Source organism: Pseudomonas sp. AC070, assembly GCF_979258635.1.
Map to the genome: position 1 here is coordinate 4,769,115 of NZ_OZ409871.1, position 17,049 is coordinate 4,786,163.

A 17,049-nucleotide genomic window follows, 5' to 3' on the forward strand; every position below is an offset into this window, starting at 1 on the left:
GACCCGGTGCATGGAACAAGATAGCTTGCACGACGCCACGTCGACCCCGACCGCGCGGCCCGCCTGGCGCGCTCGCTTGGCGTTGGTGGTTTTGGCCATATCGTTGTTGGGCGCAAGCCTGCTGCTGTGGCAAAAAATGCTCACCATTGAGCGCGCCCACGCCAACGAACGCGTTGCCGCGCAAGCCCGCTTGCTTACACGACAGCTGGAAAGCAGCCTGAACACACAGGCGCAGGATCTCTATCGTCTTGCCGAACGCTGGAATCATCGGGGCCGCTTGAGCCGCGAAGAATGGGAGCTCGAAGCGCGCTTCTCGCTGGACCACTTCCGCGGCTACCAAGCTATTCAATGGGCAGACAGCAGCCTGCGGCTGCGCTGGATTCTGCCAATCGCGGGCAACGAAGCGGCGTTGAACTTCCAGCTCACACCTGGCCATCCCAACTACTTGCTCGCCATGCAGGCCAAGACCCAAAGCACGGCGGTGTTTTCCAACAGTTTTGAATTGGTGCAGGGCGGCCGCGGCTTTGCGCTGTACACGCCGCTGTACGTGATCGACGACCAGGGCAATCGCGCCTTCGATGGCTTTGTACAAGCCATCTTCCGCGTGCAGGCGCTGATGGACGAGCTGCTCGACACGGTCGAGAGCGCCGGCTTCAACGTGCGCCTCTCCGAATTCGGCCGCCCTTTGTACAGCCGCGAGCAAGCCGACTTCAGTGCAGGCCTGCAACAGGAACTGCCGCTGCACCTGCTCAACAACCGCAACTTCACCCTGCAACTCAACCCCACGCAGCAATTAGCGCAACAGCTCGCCAGCCCGCTGCCGCTGGTGGTGTTGATCGCCGCACTGACAACCACCTTCCTGCTGGTCGCGGCGTTGTGGCTGGCATTGGAAAACGCCCGGCGCGCCTCGGCGTTGCTGGCCAGCAACAGCCGATTAAACGAGGAAGTCGGCAATCGGGAGCTGATCGAGCAGGTGCTGCGCGAAAGCCGCGAGCGCTTGCAGCTCGTGGTCGACCTCACCGACTCCAGCCGCGACGGGCTGTTTATCATCGACCCGCACAACCGCAACATTCTGCACATGAACAAAGCCACCTACAGCAGCCTGGGCTACAGCGCCGACGAGTTTCGCCAGCAGTTGCTGGAGCAGCCGGAAAACCTGCTGCTCGGCTTTCATGCGTGGGTTGAGTTGGTGCGCCAGGCGCAGCAAGACAACCAGGGCAAAATCTTCCAGCGCGAAATGCGCCGACGCAACGGTACGTTGCAGCCCGCCGAAATCAGTGCGCAACTGGTGCAGATCAATGGCCACGAATACCTGATTGGTGTTTCGCGCGACAACAACGAGCGCCTGCAACTGGAAGCGCAGCTGCAGCATTTGTCTCAGCGTGACGGCCTCACGGGTTTATATAACCGCCGCTTCTTCGACCATCAGTTGCACAGCGAATGGCGCCGTCTGCAGCGCATTGGCGCGCCGATGAGCTTGTTGATGCTGGATGTCGATCACTTCAAAGCCTACAACGACCAACTCGGCCACCTGGCCGGCGACGATGCGCTGCGTAAAGTGGCGTCGGCGTTGCAGGGCTGTTTGTTACGCGATGGCGATGCGGTGTGCCGGTACGGCGGCGAGGAGTTTGCGGTGATTCTGGCCAATACCGATCAGGCCGGCGCCGAGGTTATCACCGCGCGCATTCACGCGGCATTGGCCGAGCTGCAGCTGCCGCATCCGGGCAGCCCGCTGTCGCGCTTAACCGCGAGTATCGGCCTGAGCACCGTCACGCCAAACCGTGACGGTCATCCCGATAGTTTGGTCGCCCACAGCGACCAGGCGCTGTATCAGGCCAAGCATCAGGGGCGTGACTGCACGTGCGTGTGGTCCACCACCTGAACGGCTTGCGGTGCTATTGCACGATCAGGTTGTTGAAGAGCAGGTCGTCCACCAACGGCTTGCCCTCCTCCTGGGTCAGCACGTCCTGCACCTGCTTTAACGCTTCCTGGCGCAGCTTTTCTTTCGACTCGACGTTGCCCATGGCATCGTCTGTCTGCTGGGAAAACAGCATCACCAGTTGATTGCGGATAAGCGGCTCGTGGTGCTCCACCTTGGCTTCGGCCTCGCTGCCTTTCACTTGCAGCGCAATGTCGGCTTTGAACACTTTCAGCCGCGGCCCAGTGCCGTAGTTGCCCACCAGTGCGGGCACCAGGCTGATATAGGCCACTGCGGGCTCTTTTCCCTCTTTCTCACCTTCACCGCCACCCTCCTCGTTGGCCAACGCCGCAAACGGGAGAGACAGAGCCATCACCACTACAAACCAAGCTTTCACAGTGCGCATCCTCGACTGGGTATGTGCTCTAGCATAGCGATAGCCCGGCGCTTATACACCTTTATCAGGCCAGGCCATGCTCGTTGACCCTCGCGACTACGCACCTACACTGCCAAGCCATAACTCTGCGAGGAACACTCCAATGAAAGCCGTGTTGTGCAAAGCCTTCGGCCCTGCCGAAACCCTGGTACTGGAAGAAATCGCCAGCCCGGAACCGAAAAAGAACGAAGTGCTGCTCGACGTTCATGCCGCCGGCGTGAACTTCCCGGACACGCTGATCATTGAAGGCAAGTACCAATTCAAACCGCCGTTCCCATTCTCGCCAGGCGGCGAAGCGGCGGGCGTTGTCGCGGCCGTCGGCGAAAAAGTTACCCACGTGAAACCCGGCGACCGCGTCATGGCGCTCACCGGCTGGGGCAGCTTTGCCGAGCAAGTGGCGGTGGCAGGCTACAGCGTGATGTCGATTCCGGCCGGCATGGACTTCGCCAGCGCGGCGGCTTTCGGCATGACTTACGGCACCTCGATCCACGCGCTGAAGCAACGCGCCAACCTGCAACCCGGCGAAACCCTGCTGGTATTGGGCGCGTCCGGTGGCGTTGGCCTGGCCGCCGTGGAAATCGGTAAAGCCATGGGCGCCCGCGTCATCGCTGCCGCCAGCAGCGCCGAGAAATTGGAAGTGGCCAAAGCGGCCGGCGCCGACGAGCTGATCAACTACAGCGAAGGCGGCCTGAAAGAAAAACTCAAGGAATTGACCGGCGGCCAAGGCGTGGACGTGATCTACGACCCGGTCGGCGGCGACCTGTTCGAAGAAGCCTTCCGCTCCATCGCCTGGAACGGTCGCTTCCTGGTGGTCGGTTTCGCCAGCGGCACTATTCCCTCGCTGCCGGCCAACCTGACGTTGCTCAAAGGCGCATCTCTGGTGGGCGTGTTCTGGGGCGCATTCGCGCAGCGTCAACCGGCCGAAAACGCCGCCAACTTCGAGCAGCTCTTCACGTGGTTCGCTGAAGGCAAAGTGAAGCCGCTGGTCTCGCAAACCTTCCCGCTGACCGATGCGGCTGGCGCGATCAATGCGCTGGGCCAGCGCAAAGCTGTCGGCAAAGTGGTGGTGCAGGTGCGTTAAGCGCCGGGCATTTCTCAGCCAATAAAAAACCGCCCGTAGGCGGTTTTTTATTGGGTATGGCGTTCTCAGGATCGCGACTAACGCCGCGCCTACAGGTTTCGGATTAACGCGGCGCGTAAGCGAACACATCGGCGCGCATCTGGTGTGCATCCATTCCCGCCTCCACCAACGCATCGAGCGTGGCGTACACCATCATCGGCGAGCCGCTGGCGTACACGTGCAGCGGTTTCAAATCGGCGAAATCTTCGCGTACGGCCTCGTGCAACAGTCCGCAGCGGCCCTGCCAACCACACACATCGCTGACAACCTGATGCAGATGCAGGTTGGGCATCGCCTGCCAATCCGCCCAATGGGGCAGTTGGTAAAAGTCTTCAGGGCGACGCGCGCCCCAATACAAATGCACCGGGTAGTCAAAGCCCGTGGCGCGGCAATGCTCGATCAGGCTGTGCATTTGCGCCATGCCGGTGCCGGCGGCAATCAGAATCAACGGCCCGGCGGGCAACTCGGCCAGGTGCGCGTCGCCGAACGGCATTTGAATTTCCACCATTGGCTCGCGTTGCAGCTGTTCCAGCAAACTCAGCGCACTGTCTTCGCGGCCAAGAATATGCAGCTCCAAGTCGCGCCCTTGAGAAGGCGCCGAAGCCAAGGAAAATGCCGACTGCTCGCCGTCATCGCGGCGCAGCATCACGTACTGCCCAGCGTGATAACGCGGCGCTTTGCCGGCCGGCGCGCGCAGGTTCACCCGCCACACATCGCCGCCAACGGGCGTGCATGCCACCACCTGACAACGCAGAGTGCGCACCGGCAATTCGCCGGGCGCCAACACGCCATCCCAATGCAACACGCAGTCTTCAAGCGGTTCGGCCAGGCAGGTGAACAGTTCGCCCTGGGTGCGCGCCTCGCCGTTTTGCTGCACGGCACCCTCCACCAGCAGCGCCGCGCAGATGTGGCAGTTGCCGTTGCGACAAGCCTGCGGGCAGTCGTAGCCCAGGCGCCGAGCGGCATCCAGAATGCGCTCGCCAGGGTTTACCTCGAGCACCGCGCCGGAGGGTTGCAGGGTTACTTTCATCACTCTATTCCAAGGTCCTTCCACATCGCGTCCACGCGCTGGGTTACCGCTTCATCCTTGACGATTACACGGCCCCATTCGCGCGTGGTTTCGCCGGGCCATTTGTGCGTGGCGTCCAGGCCCATCTTCGAACCCAAACCGGAAACCGGCGAGGCGAAATCGAGGTAGTCGATCGGCGTGTTATCGATCAATACCGTGTCGCGCTTGGGGTCCATGCGTGTGGTAATGGCCCAGATCACGTCGTTCCAGTCCCGCGCATTGATGTCGTCGTCGGTCACGATAACGAATTTGGTGTACATGAACTGGCGCAAAAACGACCACACACCCAGCATTACGCGTTTGGCATGCCCCGGGTATTGCTTCTTCATGGTCACCACCGCCATGCGGTACGAACAGCCTTCAGGCGGCAGGTAAAAATCGGTGATTTCCGGAAACTGCTTTTGCAGAATCGGCACAAACACTTCATTCAGCGCCACGCCAAGAATGGCCGGTTCATCCGGCGGGCGACCGGTGTAGGTGCTGTGGTAAATCGGCTTCTGCCGCCGGGTAATACGTTCGACGGTGAACACTGGGAAACGATCCACCTCGTTGTAATAGCCGGTGTGGTCGCCATACGGGCCTTCGTCCGCCATTTCGCCAGGATGGATTACGCCTTCCAACACAATTTCGGCACTGGCCGGCACTTGCAGTTCGCTGCCACGGCACTTGATCAACTCGGTGCGGTTGCCACGCAACAGCCCGGCGAAGGCATATTCGGAAAGGCTGTCGGGAACCGGCGTAACGGCGCCGAGAATGGTCGCCGGATCTGCGCCCAACGCCACGGCCACCGGGAACGGCTGACCGGGGTGTTTATCGCACCACTCTTTGAAATCCAGCGCGCCGCCGCGGTGGCTGAGCCAGCGCATGATCACCTTGTTGCGACCGATCACTTGCTGGCGGTAGATGCCGAGGTTCTGCCGATCTTTATTCGGCCCTTTGGTGACGGTGAGGCCCCACGTGATTAGCGGACCGACGTCGCCCGGCCAGCAGGTTTGCACCGGCAGGTTGCCGAGATCGACCGCTTCGCCCTCTTCAATCACTTCCTGGCAAGGCGCGTCTTTCACCACCTTGGGCGCCATGGAAATAATCTTTTTAAAAATCGGCAGCTTCGACCAAGCGTCTTTCAGCCCCTTCGGCGGCTCGGGTTCTTTGAGGAATGCCAGCAATTTGCCGATCTCGCGCAGCTCGCTTACCGCCTCCGCACCCATGCCGAGCGCCACACGCTCAGGCGTGCCAAACAAGTTGCCGAGTACCGGCATATCGAAGCCGGTCGGTTTTTCGAACAACAGCGCTGGCCCTTTGCGCCGCAGCGTACGGTCGCAGATTTCGGTCATTTCCAGCACAGGCGAGACGGGCACGGTGATGCGTTTCAGTTCGCCACGTTGTTCCAGGCCACGGATAAAGTCGCGCAGATCGCGATACTGCATGCTTGAGCCTCGTTTAGGGCGCTCGAGAGAGGGTGAAAAGTTTAGCCTGTTGGCGCAGCACAATGCGCGCCGCCCAGGTAGCAAAAAGCCGGGTTTCCCCGGCTTTTGCCTGTCTTCACGATGTTACTTGCGCTTCATCGACTGGAAGAACTCGTCGTTGGTTTTGGTCGCTTTCAGGCGATCAAGCAAGAACTCGATAGCGGCGATTTCATCCATAGGGTGCAGCAACTTACGCAGAATCCACATGCGTTGCAGCTCGTCTTCGGCCGTCAACAACTCTTCACGGCGCGTGCCGGAACGGTTGATGTTGATGGCCGGGAAAACGCGCTTTTCGGCGATGCGGCGGTCCAGCGGCAGCTCCATGTTGCCGGTGCCTTTGAACTCTTCGTAGATCACTTCATCCATCTTCGAACCGGTTTCAACCAGCGCGGTGGCGATGATGGTCAGCGAACCGCCTTCCTCGATGTTTCGCGCCGCGCCGAAGAAACGTTTCGGTTTCTCAAGAGCATGGGCGTCAACACCACCGGTGAGCACTTTGCCGGAGCTTGGAATCACGGTGTTGTAGGCGCGTGCCAGACGAGTGATGGAGTCGAGCAGAATGACCACGTCTTTCTTGTGCTCAACTAGGCGCTTGGCCTTCTCGATCACCATTTCGGCAACCTGCACGTGGCGGGTTGGCGGCTCATCGAAGGTGGAAGCAACCACTTCGCCGCGCACGGTGCGCTGCATTTCAGTTACTTCTTCCGGACGCTCATCGATCAGCAGAACGATGAGATGGCACTCGGGGTTGTTGCGGGTGATGTTCGCCGCGATGTTCTGCAGCATGATCGTTTTACCGGCCTTGGGCGGTGCCACGATCAAACCACGTTGGCCCTTGCCGATAGGGGCACAAAGGTCGATAACGCGGCCGGTCAAGTCTTCGGTCGAGCCGTTGCCGGCTTCCATGATCAGGCGCTTGTTGGGGAACAAGGGCGTGAGGTTTTCGAACAGAATTTTGTTCTTGGCGTTCTCGGGACGGTCGAAGTTGATGGTGTCGACCTTGAGCAACGCGAAGTAACGCTCGCCTTCTTTGGGCGGGCGAATCTTGCCAACGATGGTGTCGCCAGTGCGCAAGTTGAAACGGCGGATCTGGCTAGGTGAAACGTAGATGTCGTCCGGACCGGCCAGGTAAGAGGCATCGGCGGAACGAAGGAAGCCGAAGCCGTCCTGGAGGATCTCCAGCACGCCATCACCGGAGATTTCCTCGCCGCTCTTAGCGTGCTTTTTCAACAGGGAGAAAATCACGTCCTGCTTGCGCGAACGGGCCATATTTTCTATGCCCATCTGTTCGGCCATTTCGAGCAGTTCGGTAATCGGCTTTTGCTTGAGTTCAGTCAGATTCATATAGGAATGACGTATTCGAAAAGGAGGGGAAATAAGCGCTTAGCTTATGAGGCCGGACTGCGGAGAACGCAGCATGATCGCCTGCTTGTTTATCGATAGGTATCGAGTAGGAATGCGTCGGCGACGGCTTACAGAGAGCAACGGAGGAACCGTTGCGAGGCCGAATGTACCATCGGCTTTACGGAGCGTCTAGTGCTGGCGCAATGAAAAAGCCCCGCATAGGACGGGGCTTTCAGACGCAAAGGAGAAAATCCTTACGACTTAGATGTTGCTGTCGAGAAACGCAGCCAGCTGCGATTTCGACAAGGCGCCTACTTTGGTCGCCTCGACCGCGCCGTTCTTGAACAGCATCAGGGTCGGAATACCACGCACGTTATATTTAGGCGGGGTGTCCTGGTTTTCGTCGATGTTCAGTTTGCAGATTTTCAGTTTGCCTTGGTAAGTCTGGGCGATCTCGTCCAGAACCGGGGCGATCATTTTGCACGGGCCGCACCATTCAGCCCAATAATCGACCAGAACCGGGCCATCAGCCTGGAGCACATCCTGTTCAAAGCTGGCGTCGCTGACGTGGGTGATGAATTCGCTCATGGAAACTCTCCAGGGTCGCAAGGATGTAAAGTGGCGCCATCATAGCCCGGCTTTGCCAACACCGAAAGCGCCTACCGATTGAGCTTCGCTATGATGCGGCGCGCAAATACTGATCGCCTATTGAACTTAAAACCGCCGCAGTTGCTCCGTTTCTGTACGCCTGGCGCATGACATTGGTCATAAATACGACGTACAGCACCGGCATACTGCGCGGCCAAAACCTTGTCACCGCCCGACCTGCGGCTATAAAGAACAACTCCAGCATCGACATCACGCCCTGCCGATTTACCCGTCGCGTTGGCGCAATCGCCTGATCGTGGCACGATGTCGCGCTACAGCTCTGAGACCATCACACCATGCCGCAAAGCCCTGCCAAGCACTTCTCCATGATCGCCGCCATCGACCTCGGCTCGAACAGTTTCCATATCGTTCTGGCAAAAGCCGATCACGGCGAAATCCGCATTCTGGAGCGCATGGGCGAAAAGGTGCAGCTGGCCGCCGGAATCGATGAACAACGCGAGCTGAACGAAGAAGCCATGCAACGCGGCCTCGACTGCTTGCGACGCTTCGCCCAACTGACCAACAGCCTGCCGCCCGGCGCGGTGCGCGTAGTGGGCACCAATGCCTTGCGCGAAGCGCGCAACCGCTCTGTGTTTATCCGCCGCGCTGAGGAAATTCTCGGCCACCCGGTTGAAGTGATTTCCGGGCGAGAAGAAGCGCGACTGATTTATCTCGGCGTCTCCCACACGTTGGCCGACACCCCCGGTAAACGCCTGGTAGCCGACATCGGCGGCGGCAGCACTGAGTTCATCATCGGCCAGCGTTTCGAACCGCTGCTGCGCGAAAGCCTGCAGATGGGCTGCGTGAGTTTTACCCAACGTTATTTCCGCGACGGCAAAATCACTCCCGCCCGCTACGCCCAGGCTTATACCGCCGCGCGCCTGGAGTTAATGGGCATTGAGCACAGCCTGCGCCGCCTCGGCTGGGATGAAGCCGTGGGCGCCTCAGGCACCATTCGCGCGGTTGGTCTGGCCATCAAAGCCGGTGGCCACGGCAATGGCGAAGTCACTGCGGAGGGCCTGGCCTGGCTGAAGCGACGCGTGCTGAAACTGGGCGAAGCCGACAAGCTCGACATGGACGGTATCAAGCCCGACCGTCGCGCCATTTTCCCTGCCGGCTTGGCGATTCTCGAAGCCATCTTCGACGCCATGGACCTGCACACCATGACCCACTCCGAAGGCGCGCTGCGCGAAGGCGTGCTCTATGACTTGCTCGGCCGCCACCACCATGAAGACGTTCGCGAACGCACCCTCAGCGCGCTGATGGAGCGTTACCACGTCGACCTGGAGCAGGCGCAACGCGTTGAGGCCAAGGCACTGGAAGCGCTCGATGACGTAGCAGCCTCGTGGGGGCTGGAGGATGAATGGCACCGTGAGCTGTTGAGCTGGGCCAGTAAAGTGCACGAAGTCGGGCTGGATATCGCCCACTACTCCTACCACAAGCACGGCGCTTATTTGGTGGAGCATTCGGACCTCGGCGGCTTCTCGCGCCAGGACCAACAAATGCTCGCCCTGCTGGTACGCGGCCATCGCCGCAATATTCCCAAAGACAAGTTCGCCGAATTCGGTGACCACGGCGTCAAACTGATGCGCCTGTGCGTGCTGCTGCGCTTCGCCATCCTGTTCCACCACATTCGCGGTACGCAGGAAATGCCCAAGGTGAAACTGCGGGCCAGCGACGACACCCTCGATCTTGAATTCCCGGATGGCTGGCTGGCCGCCAACCCGCTGACCCAAGCGGACTTCGAAGCCGAAGCCGAGTGGCTCAAACGTATCGCGCTAACGCTCAGCGTGCGCTGAGTAGTTCAGCCACGAAAAAGCCGCGCAATTGAGCGGCTTTTTACTGTTGAAAACATTATCGAGGCTAAACCTCTCCCACAGCGAGCAGACACCTGTGAGAGAGGCTTCAGCCTCGATGTTTTACGCCTGGCTCACCGCACGCTAAGCGGCGGATTAGTCAGTTTCTCCAACAACCCGGCCTGCGCGCTGCGCGGGTTCTGGTTGCCGGTCGGGCTGGAGCGAACGTAACGGCCGTCCGGCTGCAGCACCCAGCTTTGGGTGTTATCGGTGAGGTAAGACTCCAGCTCTTTCTTCACCCGCGTAATCAGCTTTTTGCCTTCGACCGGGAAGCAGGTTTCCACGCGCTTATCCAGGTTGCGCTCCATCCAGTCAGCGCTCGACAGGTAAATTTTCTCGTCGAAATCGTTGAGGAAGTAGAACACCCGCGTGTGTTCAAGGAAGCGGCCGATGATCGAGCGCACGTGAATGTTGTGCGACACCCCAGCAATGCCCGGACGCAGGCAGCACATGCCGCGCACCACCAAGTCGATACGCACGCCGGTCTGGCTGGCCTTGTACAACGCGCGAATGATCTTCGGATCGGTCAGCGAGTTGAACTTGGCAATGATGTGCGCCGGTTTGCCTTCCGCGGCCAGCGCGGTTTCGCGGGCGATCATGTCCAGCAGGGTTTTCTTCAGGGTAAACGGCGCATGCAGCAGCTTTTTCATGCGCAAGGTTTTACCCATGCCGATCAGCTGACTGAACAGTTTGGACACGTCTTCACACAGCGCATCGTCAGAGGTGATCAAGCTGTAGTCGGTGTACAAGCGGGCGTTACCGGCGTGATAGTTGCCGGTGCCCAAATGGGCGTAACGCACGATCTCACCGGCTTCGCGGCGCAAAATCAGCATCATTTTGGCGTGGGTTTTGAAGCCCACCACACCGTAAATCACCACAGCACCGGCGGCCTGTAAACGGCTGGCCAATTGCAGGTTGGATTCCTCGTCGAACCGCGCACGCAGCTCAATTACCGCCGTCACTTCCTTACCATTGCGCGCGGCATCGACCAGCGCATCGACGATTTCGGAGTTGGCGCCGCTGCGGTACAGCGTCTGCTTGATGGCCAGCACGTGCGGGTCTTTGGCGGCCTGGCGCAGCAGGTCGACCACCGGGGTGAACGATTCAAACGGGTGCAGGAGCAAAATGTCTTGCTTGCTGACCACGTTGAACAGGTTGTCGCTGTTCTGCAGAAGCTTGGGGATGACCGGTGTAAACGGCGTGTATTGCAGCTCCGGGTGGCTATCCAGACCGGTGATGCTGAACAGTCGAGTGAGGTTGACCGGGCCATTTACGCGGTACAGCTCGCTTTCGCTGAGGCTGAACTGTTTGAGCAGGTAGTCGGCCAGATGCGCGGGGCAGGTATCTGCCACCTCAAGGCGCACGGCGTCACCGTAGCGACGGGAAAACAGTTCACCACGCAGCGCCCGCGCCAGGTCTTCCACGTCTTCGGAATCGAGGGAAAGGTCGGCGTTTCGCGTCAGCCGGAACTGATAGCAGCCCTTCACTTTCATGCCTTGGAACAGGTCGTCCGCGTGGGCGTGAATCATCGACGACAGGAACACGTGGTTATCGCCAGGCCCGCCCACCTCTTCAGGCACCTTGATGACGCGCGGCAACAGGCGCGGTGCGGGAATAATCGCCAGACCGGAGTCGCGGCCGAAGGCATCGATACCTTCCAGCTCAACGATGAAGTTCAGGCTCTTGTTCACCAACAACGGGAACGGGTGCGTCGGGTCAAGGCCGATGGGGGTGATGATCGGCGCGATCTCATCGCGGAAATAACGGCGCACCCACGCCTTGATTTTGGTCGTCCAGTAACGGCGACGAATAAACGTGATGTTGTGCTTGGCCAGCTCGGGGAACAGCACGTCGTTAAGAATCGCGTACTGGCGGTGCACTTGGTCGTGCACCAGCGTGCTGATCTGCGAAAGCACTTGGTGCGGCTGCAAGCCATCGGCACCGGCTTGTTCGCGGGCGAAGGTGATTTGTTTCTTCAGCCCGGCCACGCGAATTTCGAAAAATTCGTCGAGGTTGCTGGAGAAGATCAGCAGAAACTTCAACCGCTCCAGCAACGGGTACGACTCATCCAGCGCCTGCTCCAGCACGCGGATATTGAACTGCAGCTGCGACAGCTCGCGATGAATATACAAGCTGCTGTCGTCCAACCCTGGAATCGGCGGCGGCGCTGGCGCAGGTTCAGGAGCAGCGGCAACCGGCTCTTCGTGAGCCGGTTCGTGCGCCGACTCAGCGACGGGCTTGTCAGCGGACGATTTGTCAGTGCCCGATTTATAGGCGCTGGCTTTTTCAGCCGCAGCCTTGGGCTCGGTCGCCTTTTCGGCACTAGGCTTCTCGACGCTGGCTTTTTCAACGGCCACTTTTTCCGCCGCCTTGCCGCTCACGGCCTTCTCGGTCACTGCCTGTCCCGCAACGGCTGAGTCTTTCAGCTCATCCGCTTTGCTGAGTCCTTCGCTGTTCATTACGTATTCCCGAACGGGCTCACTGCCCTTGTTTTAATAGTTGCGCCGCACGCACGGCGAAGTAGGTCAGGATGCCATCAGCACCGGCACGTTTGAAGGCGGTGAGTGATTCCAGAATCACGGCCTCGCTGAGCCAGCCGTTCTGAATCGCGGCCATGTGCATCGCGTACTCGCCGCTGACCTGGTAGACAAAGGTGGGTACGCGGAATTCCGCCTTCACCCGGTAAAGAATATCGAGGTACGGCATGCCTGGTTTAACCATGACCATGTCGGCGCCTTCAGCCAGGTCGGCGGCCACTTCGTGCAGCGCTTCGTCGCTGTTGGCCGGGTCCATCTGGTACGACGCTTTGTTGGCCTTGCCCAAGTTCAACGACGAGCCGACCGCGTCGCGGAACGGGCCGTAATAGGCGCTGGCGTACTTGGCCGAGTAAGCCATGATTCGCACGTTGGTGTGGTCGGCCAGCTCCAGCGCTTCACGGATCGCCTGAATGCGCCCATCCATCATGTCCGAGGGAGCAACGACCTGGGCGCCCGCGTCGGCGTGGGACAACGCCTGGCGCACCAGCGCATCGACGGTGATGTCGTTTTGCACGTAACCGTGTTCATCGAGAATGCCGTCCTGGCCGTGGGTGGTGAATGGGTCGAGGGCGACGTCTGCGATCACGCCCAGCTCCGGAAATTTCTCACGCAATGCACGAATGGCGCGCTGGGCGATGCCGTCGGGGTTCCAGGCTTCGCGGCCGTCGAGGGTTTTCTTCTCGGCCGGCGTCACCGGGAACAGCGCCACCGCTGGAATACCCAAGGCCACCCACTCTTCAGCTTCCTTGAGCAGTAAATCGATAGACAAGCGCGCCACGCCGGGCATCGAGCTGACTTCTTCGCGGGCGTTTTCGCCGTCGAGCACGAATACCGGCAGGATCAGGTCATCAACAGTCAGGACATTTTCGCGCACCAGGCGGCGGGAAAAATCGTCACGGCGGTTGCGGCGCAGGCGGGTAGCTGGGAAAAGACGATTGGCGGGGGTAAAGCTCACGGCAGACTCCTGGGCCCGCACAGGCGGGCTAGCGTGACAGTTATAGGCGTCCATTATGACTAAAGAATGACACTTGCTGGCAGCTATGTGACGGCGCGCCGCAACCGGCGGCCATGAGCCTATGAATAGACTAAGGGCCTACGCGTCACGCTTTCCCCTGACGCGCCGTCAGGTTAGGCTGCGCGTTCATTTCGCCGTGCACGCTGACGATGCTCCAACAATTCCTGCAGGACTTCGGTTACCTCGCCTTATTTCTTGGCACCTTTTTCGAAGGCGAAACCATTCTGGTCTTGGCCGGCTTCCTCGCGTTCCGTGGCTACATGGACATCAACGCGGTGGTGGTCACAGCCTTCTTCGGCAGTTATGCCGGCGACCAACTCTGGTACTACCTGGGCCGCAAACATGGCCGCCGTTTACTGGCGCGCAAACCGCGACTGCAGAAAATGGGTGATAAAGCGCTGGGCTATATCCAACGTCATCCGGACCTCTGGGTGCTGAGCTTCCGCTTCGTGTACGGCATGCGCACGGTAATGCCGGTGGCGATCGGTTTGTCCGGCTACCCACCGCTGCGCTACCTCATCCTCAACGGCATCGGCGCCATTGTTTGGGCCATGGCGCTGGGCTACGCCTCGTTCCATTTCGGCTCGGTGATGGAAAGCATTCTAGGCAACGTCAAGAAATACGAGCTGTGGGTGCTCGGTGCGTTGTTGTTGCTCGGTGCGGCGCTGTGGTTGCGCCGCTACCTCAAATCGCGCAAGAGCTGATTACGCCGTCACGCTGCGAGCCGGCCTGCGGCTCATCATCAGCAACGCCGCAGCGCTGACGGCGCTGTACCCCAGCAACAAGCCCCAGCCCCAGACACTCATCGGCAGCAAACCGGCCTCCTCCGCCAGCCACAACGCGGGGGCATTGAGCAGCAAGCGAAGCACCTCCAGGCCCATCGCGTACGCGCGGCGCTCCAGCCAGACACCAAGTACATACAAGCCAAACGCCATCCAGGCGCAACTGCCGAGCAGCGCGCCCAGTGCCAGCGTCTCGCCATTCGCCAGCAAGAAGCTGCCCGCCGCGACATAGCCGACAAACTGCAACGCGACATACACCTGCTCGACTCGACGCAGCGGCACGTGGAATTTCTCGAAGCGGGCGAGATCCGCCTTAACCAATGGATAGTTCGCCGCCACATCAGCCGGTCGCCAACCGGTGCGCATAAACCAGATGCGGCCTTTGTCCCACCACGATCCGGCCCGTGCCGCGTCGCGCCAGAGCACTGCATAAAACTGCAAGTTGGCCCACAGCGGATTCCAACTCGCCAGCGGCGTGGTTACGCCGAACACCACAGGTTCCTCGTCCAGCTCTTCCTGGAACGTGCCGAACAGTCGGTCCCATACGATAAAAACGCCGCCGTAGTTGCGGTCCATGTACACCGCGTTCTGGGCGTGATGAACACGGTGATTCGACGGCGAAATAAACACCCACTCGAACCAGCCCAGCTTTGGCACATGCCGTGTGTGAACCCAGAACTGATACAGCAGATTCAGCGCGGCGACCGTCAGAAACACCACCGGTGGAATGCCCAACAACGCCATCGGCAAGTAGAAGATCCAGCCGAAAATCCAGCCCGTACTGGTCTGCCGTAATGCGGTGGAAAGGTTGTATTCCTCGCTTTGGTGATGCACCGAGTGCGCCGCCCATAGCACGTTGCGCTCGTGGCCCAAGCGGTGATTCCAGTAGTAGCAAAAATCGTAGAACACAAACGCGAACAACCACACCCACAGTTGCTGCGCCGACAGCTCCAGAAATCCCCAGTGTTGCCAGGCAAACGTATACGTCAGCAACCCCACCACTTTGGTCAGCAAGCCAACGGTCGTCGACAACACACCCGCGCTGAGGCTGTTAATGGCATCGGCCAGACGATACGTGCGAACGCCGCGCCAACGATCCGCCAGCAATTCGAGAGCAATCAGCAGAAAGAAAAAAGGTACGGCGTAGAGGACGTAATTCATGGCTCACCCATCTTTATTGTTGTTCGGCCACGTACGCGGCCAGGGGGTGATGCTAGCGCCGAGGCTCGTAGTACCCCGTAACGTCGGGTGACAACATGAGCGGCATTTGGCGACAGACGCCTCTGAAACCGGCTGGTGCTCGGCAAAAATGACAATTTCATAACGCCGTTTCCGGCAAACTGCGGTCCAAACTTTTACGAGCCAGGCAGCGACGGCAGGTCGAGGGCGCCAAGCATTAGCAGGCGCCCGGAACCCGCCGCTGCGCCACGCGCTAAGGGCCGCATGCTCGGCCAACCCATCGAGGAAGGGGAATCGCCATGCACAAAAAAGTCGCTGTAATTCTTTCGGGCTGCGGCGTCTACGACGGCGCGGAAATCTACGAAAGCGTGATTACCCTGCTGCGGTTGGACCAGCGCGGCGTCGACGTTCAATGCTTCGCGCCCAACATCACTCAACACCATGTCATCAACCACCTGACCGGCGACGAAATGCCGGAAACACGCAACGTGCTGGTGGAAGCGGCCCGCATCGTGCGCGGCGAAATCAAAGACGTGCGCGAAGCCAGCGCCGATGAGTTCGACGCGCTGATTGTTCCAGGTGGCTTCGGCGCGGCGAAAAACCTCAGCGACTTCGCCGTCAACGGTGCGCAACTGACCGTGCAGCCCGACGTGCTGGCCCTGGCGCAAGCCTTCGCCGCTGCGAACAAACCGGTCGGGCTGATCTGCATTGCGCCCGCGATGGCCGCGAAAATCTTCGGCCCCGGCGTGATCTGCACCATTGGCAACGATGCCGACACCGCCGCAGCACTCGCCACCATGGGCGCTCAGCATGAAGAATGCGCCGTTGATGACATTATCGAAGACCCGCAATACAAGCTCGTCACCACCCCCGCCTACATGCGCGCTCAGTCGATAAGCGAGGCCGCATCGGGCATCAACAAGCTCGTAGACCGCGTGCTTGAACTCAGCAACAGCGAGGCCTGACTCGCTCGGCCCCACCTCACACGCTCCCTAAAAGGCCAGGACGGCCCCCAGAAACAAGGACGTTTCGCTATGCAACTCTTCCACGCCCGTGGTTTTTCCCTGACCGAGCTGCTGATCATTCTTTGCCTGGTGGCAATCGTCAGCACCATGGCCTTGCCCAACCTCAATCAGTACGTGCAAAACAGCCGCCAAGACAATCTCCGCCACAGCCTGCAAAGCCATTTGAAAACCACGCGAAGCGAAGCCATCAGCCTGATGCGTCGCGTTGAACTGTGCGGCTCCAGCACCGGCCAGCAATGCGATCATGCCTGGAACCAAGGCTGGCTGATCCGCGATGTAGCGACCGGAGCCACGCTGGCCTACACCCGCCAAGCCGAGCCCCCAAAGGGCCGCGGCCGCCTACGCTGGGCCGGAACCGGCGCCTCCAGCCAAACCATTCTGTATCAGGCCAACGGCACCACAGCCGCCAGTAACGGGCGCTTCATTCTGTGCGCTGGCGACGACACAGTGGTCTGGCAACTGGTCATCAACCGTCAGGGTCGTGTGCGCCATAACGACGGTTTGGAAGCGGGTCAGAGTGATAGCGCGCTGTGCCGCTGAATGCACTTGGGCTGCCGCACGCCTGAGCAATCGCTAAGAGGCTTCCTACGGAGGAAATGCAACCAGCCGGCATTTCCGCTCAGCCATTGGTAAACAATCGAGACGCCCGCTGGA

The 17,049-nt window shown here is 60.0% G+C and carries 14 protein-coding genes; 6 read left to right on the top strand and 8 right to left on the bottom strand.

The features are described 5' to 3' along the window. Positions 1 to 10: 10 nt before the first annotated feature. Positions 11 to 1,882: a sensor domain-containing diguanylate cyclase gene (locus ACZZ0Q_RS21470; RefSeq protein ID WP_463540870.1), complete on the top strand. Its 1,872-nt coding sequence runs from the start codon at positions 11 to 13 to the stop codon at positions 1,880 to 1,882. A gap of 13 nt (positions 1,883 to 1,895) precedes the next feature. Here the strand turns inward: ACZZ0Q_RS21470 and ACZZ0Q_RS21475 are convergent, their stop codons facing one another. Further along, positions 1,896 to 2,315: a flagellar basal body-associated protein FliL gene (locus tag ACZZ0Q_RS21475; protein ID WP_122497712.1), complete on the bottom strand. Its 420-nt coding sequence runs from the start codon at positions 2,313 to 2,315 to the stop codon at positions 1,896 to 1,898. Positions 2,316 to 2,457: 142 nt separating this feature from the next. Between ACZZ0Q_RS21475 and ACZZ0Q_RS21480 the strand changes: the two genes are divergently transcribed. Continuing rightward, positions 2,458 to 3,435 carry an NADPH:quinone oxidoreductase family protein gene (locus ACZZ0Q_RS21480; RefSeq protein WP_463540869.1) on the top strand — a complete coding sequence of 326 codons (978 nt, stop codon included), beginning with the start codon at positions 2,458 to 2,460 and terminating at the stop codon, positions 3,433 to 3,435. 103 nt (positions 3,436 to 3,538) lie between these two features. Here the strand turns inward: ACZZ0Q_RS21480 and ACZZ0Q_RS21485 are convergent, their stop codons facing one another. From ACZZ0Q_RS21485 to trxA, 4 genes are all read right to left on the bottom strand, one after another. Next, positions 3,539 to 4,504, bottom strand: a complete 966-nt coding sequence (locus tag ACZZ0Q_RS21485; RefSeq protein WP_463540868.1) for a CDP-6-deoxy-delta-3,4-glucoseen reductase — start codon at positions 4,502 to 4,504, stop codon at positions 3,539 to 3,541. Then, positions 4,504 to 5,970: a 4-hydroxy-3-polyprenylbenzoate decarboxylase gene (gene ubiD / locus ACZZ0Q_RS21490; RefSeq protein ID WP_463540867.1), complete on the bottom strand. Its 1,467-nt coding sequence runs from the start codon at positions 5,968 to 5,970 to the stop codon at positions 4,504 to 4,506. Before ubiD ends, ACZZ0Q_RS21485 begins: the two co-directional genes overlap by 1 nt. 123 nt (positions 5,971 to 6,093) lie before the next feature. After that, the gene (gene rho / locus ACZZ0Q_RS21495; protein ID WP_122449691.1) at positions 6,094 to 7,353 is read right to left on the bottom strand and encodes a transcription termination factor Rho; all 1,260 of its coding nucleotides are present in this window, start codon (positions 7,351 to 7,353) and stop codon (positions 6,094 to 6,096) included. Between the two features lie 261 nt (positions 7,354 to 7,614). Beyond that, entirely contained in the window at positions 7,615 to 7,941 is a 327-nt protein-coding gene (gene trxA / locus ACZZ0Q_RS21500) for a thioredoxin TrxA (protein WP_122449690.1), read from the bottom strand. Between the two features lie 356 nt (positions 7,942 to 8,297). Between trxA and ppx the strand changes: the two genes are divergently transcribed. Next, positions 8,298 to 9,800: an exopolyphosphatase gene (ppx, locus tag ACZZ0Q_RS21505; protein WP_463540866.1), complete on the top strand. Its 1,503-nt coding sequence runs from the start codon at positions 8,298 to 8,300 to the stop codon at positions 9,798 to 9,800. A gap of 131 nt (positions 9,801 to 9,931) precedes the next feature. On the opposite strand, the gene ppk1 is transcribed toward ppx, so the two are convergent. Next, positions 9,932 to 12,316, bottom strand: coding sequence for a polyphosphate kinase 1 (gene ppk1, locus ACZZ0Q_RS21510; protein WP_463540865.1), 2,385 nt, complete (start codon positions 12,314 to 12,316; stop codon positions 9,932 to 9,934). Positions 12,317 to 12,335: 19 nt separating this feature from the next. Continuing rightward, positions 12,336 to 13,349 (bottom strand): porphobilinogen synthase, encoded by a 1,014-nt coding sequence (gene hemB, locus ACZZ0Q_RS21515; protein ID WP_463384537.1) that lies wholly within the window; start codon positions 13,347 to 13,349, stop codon positions 12,336 to 12,338. A 209-nt stretch (positions 13,350 to 13,558) separates the two neighbouring features. Between hemB and ACZZ0Q_RS21520 the strand changes: the two genes are divergently transcribed. Then, positions 13,559 to 14,113, top strand: a complete 555-nt coding sequence (locus ACZZ0Q_RS21520) for a DedA family protein (RefSeq protein ID WP_463540864.1) — start codon at positions 13,559 to 13,561, stop codon at positions 14,111 to 14,113. Here the strand turns inward: ACZZ0Q_RS21520 and ACZZ0Q_RS21525 are convergent, their stop codons facing one another. Next, on the bottom strand, positions 14,114 to 15,352 hold the full coding sequence (locus ACZZ0Q_RS21525; protein ID WP_463540863.1) for a sterol desaturase family protein: 1,239 nt from the start codon (positions 15,350 to 15,352) through the stop codon (positions 14,114 to 14,116). Positions 15,353 to 15,669: 317 nt separating this feature from the next. On the opposite strand from ACZZ0Q_RS21525, the gene elbB reads away from it, so the two are divergent. Both elbB and ACZZ0Q_RS21535 read left to right on the top strand, forming a co-directional pair. Then, positions 15,670 to 16,335, top strand: coding sequence for an isoprenoid biosynthesis glyoxalase ElbB (gene elbB, locus ACZZ0Q_RS21530; protein ID WP_463540862.1), 666 nt, complete (start codon positions 15,670 to 15,672; stop codon positions 16,333 to 16,335). A 69-nt stretch (positions 16,336 to 16,404) separates the two neighbouring features. Continuing rightward, complete coding sequence (locus ACZZ0Q_RS21535; RefSeq protein ID WP_463540861.1) at positions 16,405 to 16,935, top strand: GspH/FimT family pseudopilin; 531 nt, start codon at positions 16,405 to 16,407, stop codon at positions 16,933 to 16,935. The last annotated feature ends 114 nt before the right edge of the window (positions 16,936 to 17,049 follow it).

Coding starts and splice junctions, on each gene's coding strand:
- ACZZ0Q_RS21525 (WP_463540863.1), bottom strand. CDS start 15,352: ATGAATTACGTCCTCTACGCCGTACCTTTTTTCTTTCTGCTGATTGCT.
- ACZZ0Q_RS21520 (WP_463540864.1), top strand. CDS start 13,559: ATGCTCCAACAATTCCTGCAGGACTTCGGTTACCTCGCCTTATTTCTT.
- ppx (WP_463540866.1), top strand. CDS start 8,298: ATGCCGCAAAGCCCTGCCAAGCACTTCTCCATGATCGCCGCCATCGAC.
- ACZZ0Q_RS21480 (WP_463540869.1), top strand. CDS start 2,458: ATGAAAGCCGTGTTGTGCAAAGCCTTCGGCCCTGCCGAAACCCTGGTA.
- ACZZ0Q_RS21535 (WP_463540861.1), top strand. CDS start 16,405: ATGCAACTCTTCCACGCCCGTGGTTTTTCCCTGACCGAGCTGCTGATC.
- ACZZ0Q_RS21470 (WP_463540870.1), top strand. CDS start 11: ATGGAACAAGATAGCTTGCACGACGCCACGTCGACCCCGACCGCGCGG.
- elbB (WP_463540862.1), top strand. CDS start 15,670: ATGCACAAAAAAGTCGCTGTAATTCTTTCGGGCTGCGGCGTCTACGAC.
- trxA (WP_122449690.1), bottom strand. CDS start 7,941: ATGAGCGAATTCATCACCCACGTCAGCGACGCCAGCTTTGAACAGGAT.
- ppk1 (WP_463540865.1), bottom strand. CDS start 12,316: ATGAACAGCGAAGGACTCAGCAAAGCGGATGAGCTGAAAGACTCAGCC.
- ubiD (WP_463540867.1), bottom strand. CDS start 5,970: ATGCAGTATCGCGATCTGCGCGACTTTATCCGTGGCCTGGAACAACGT.
- rho (WP_122449691.1), bottom strand. CDS start 7,353: ATGAATCTGACTGAACTCAAGCAAAAGCCGATTACCGAACTGCTCGAA.
- ACZZ0Q_RS21485 (WP_463540868.1), bottom strand. CDS start 4,504: ATGAAAGTAACCCTGCAACCCTCCGGCGCGGTGCTCGAGGTAAACCCT.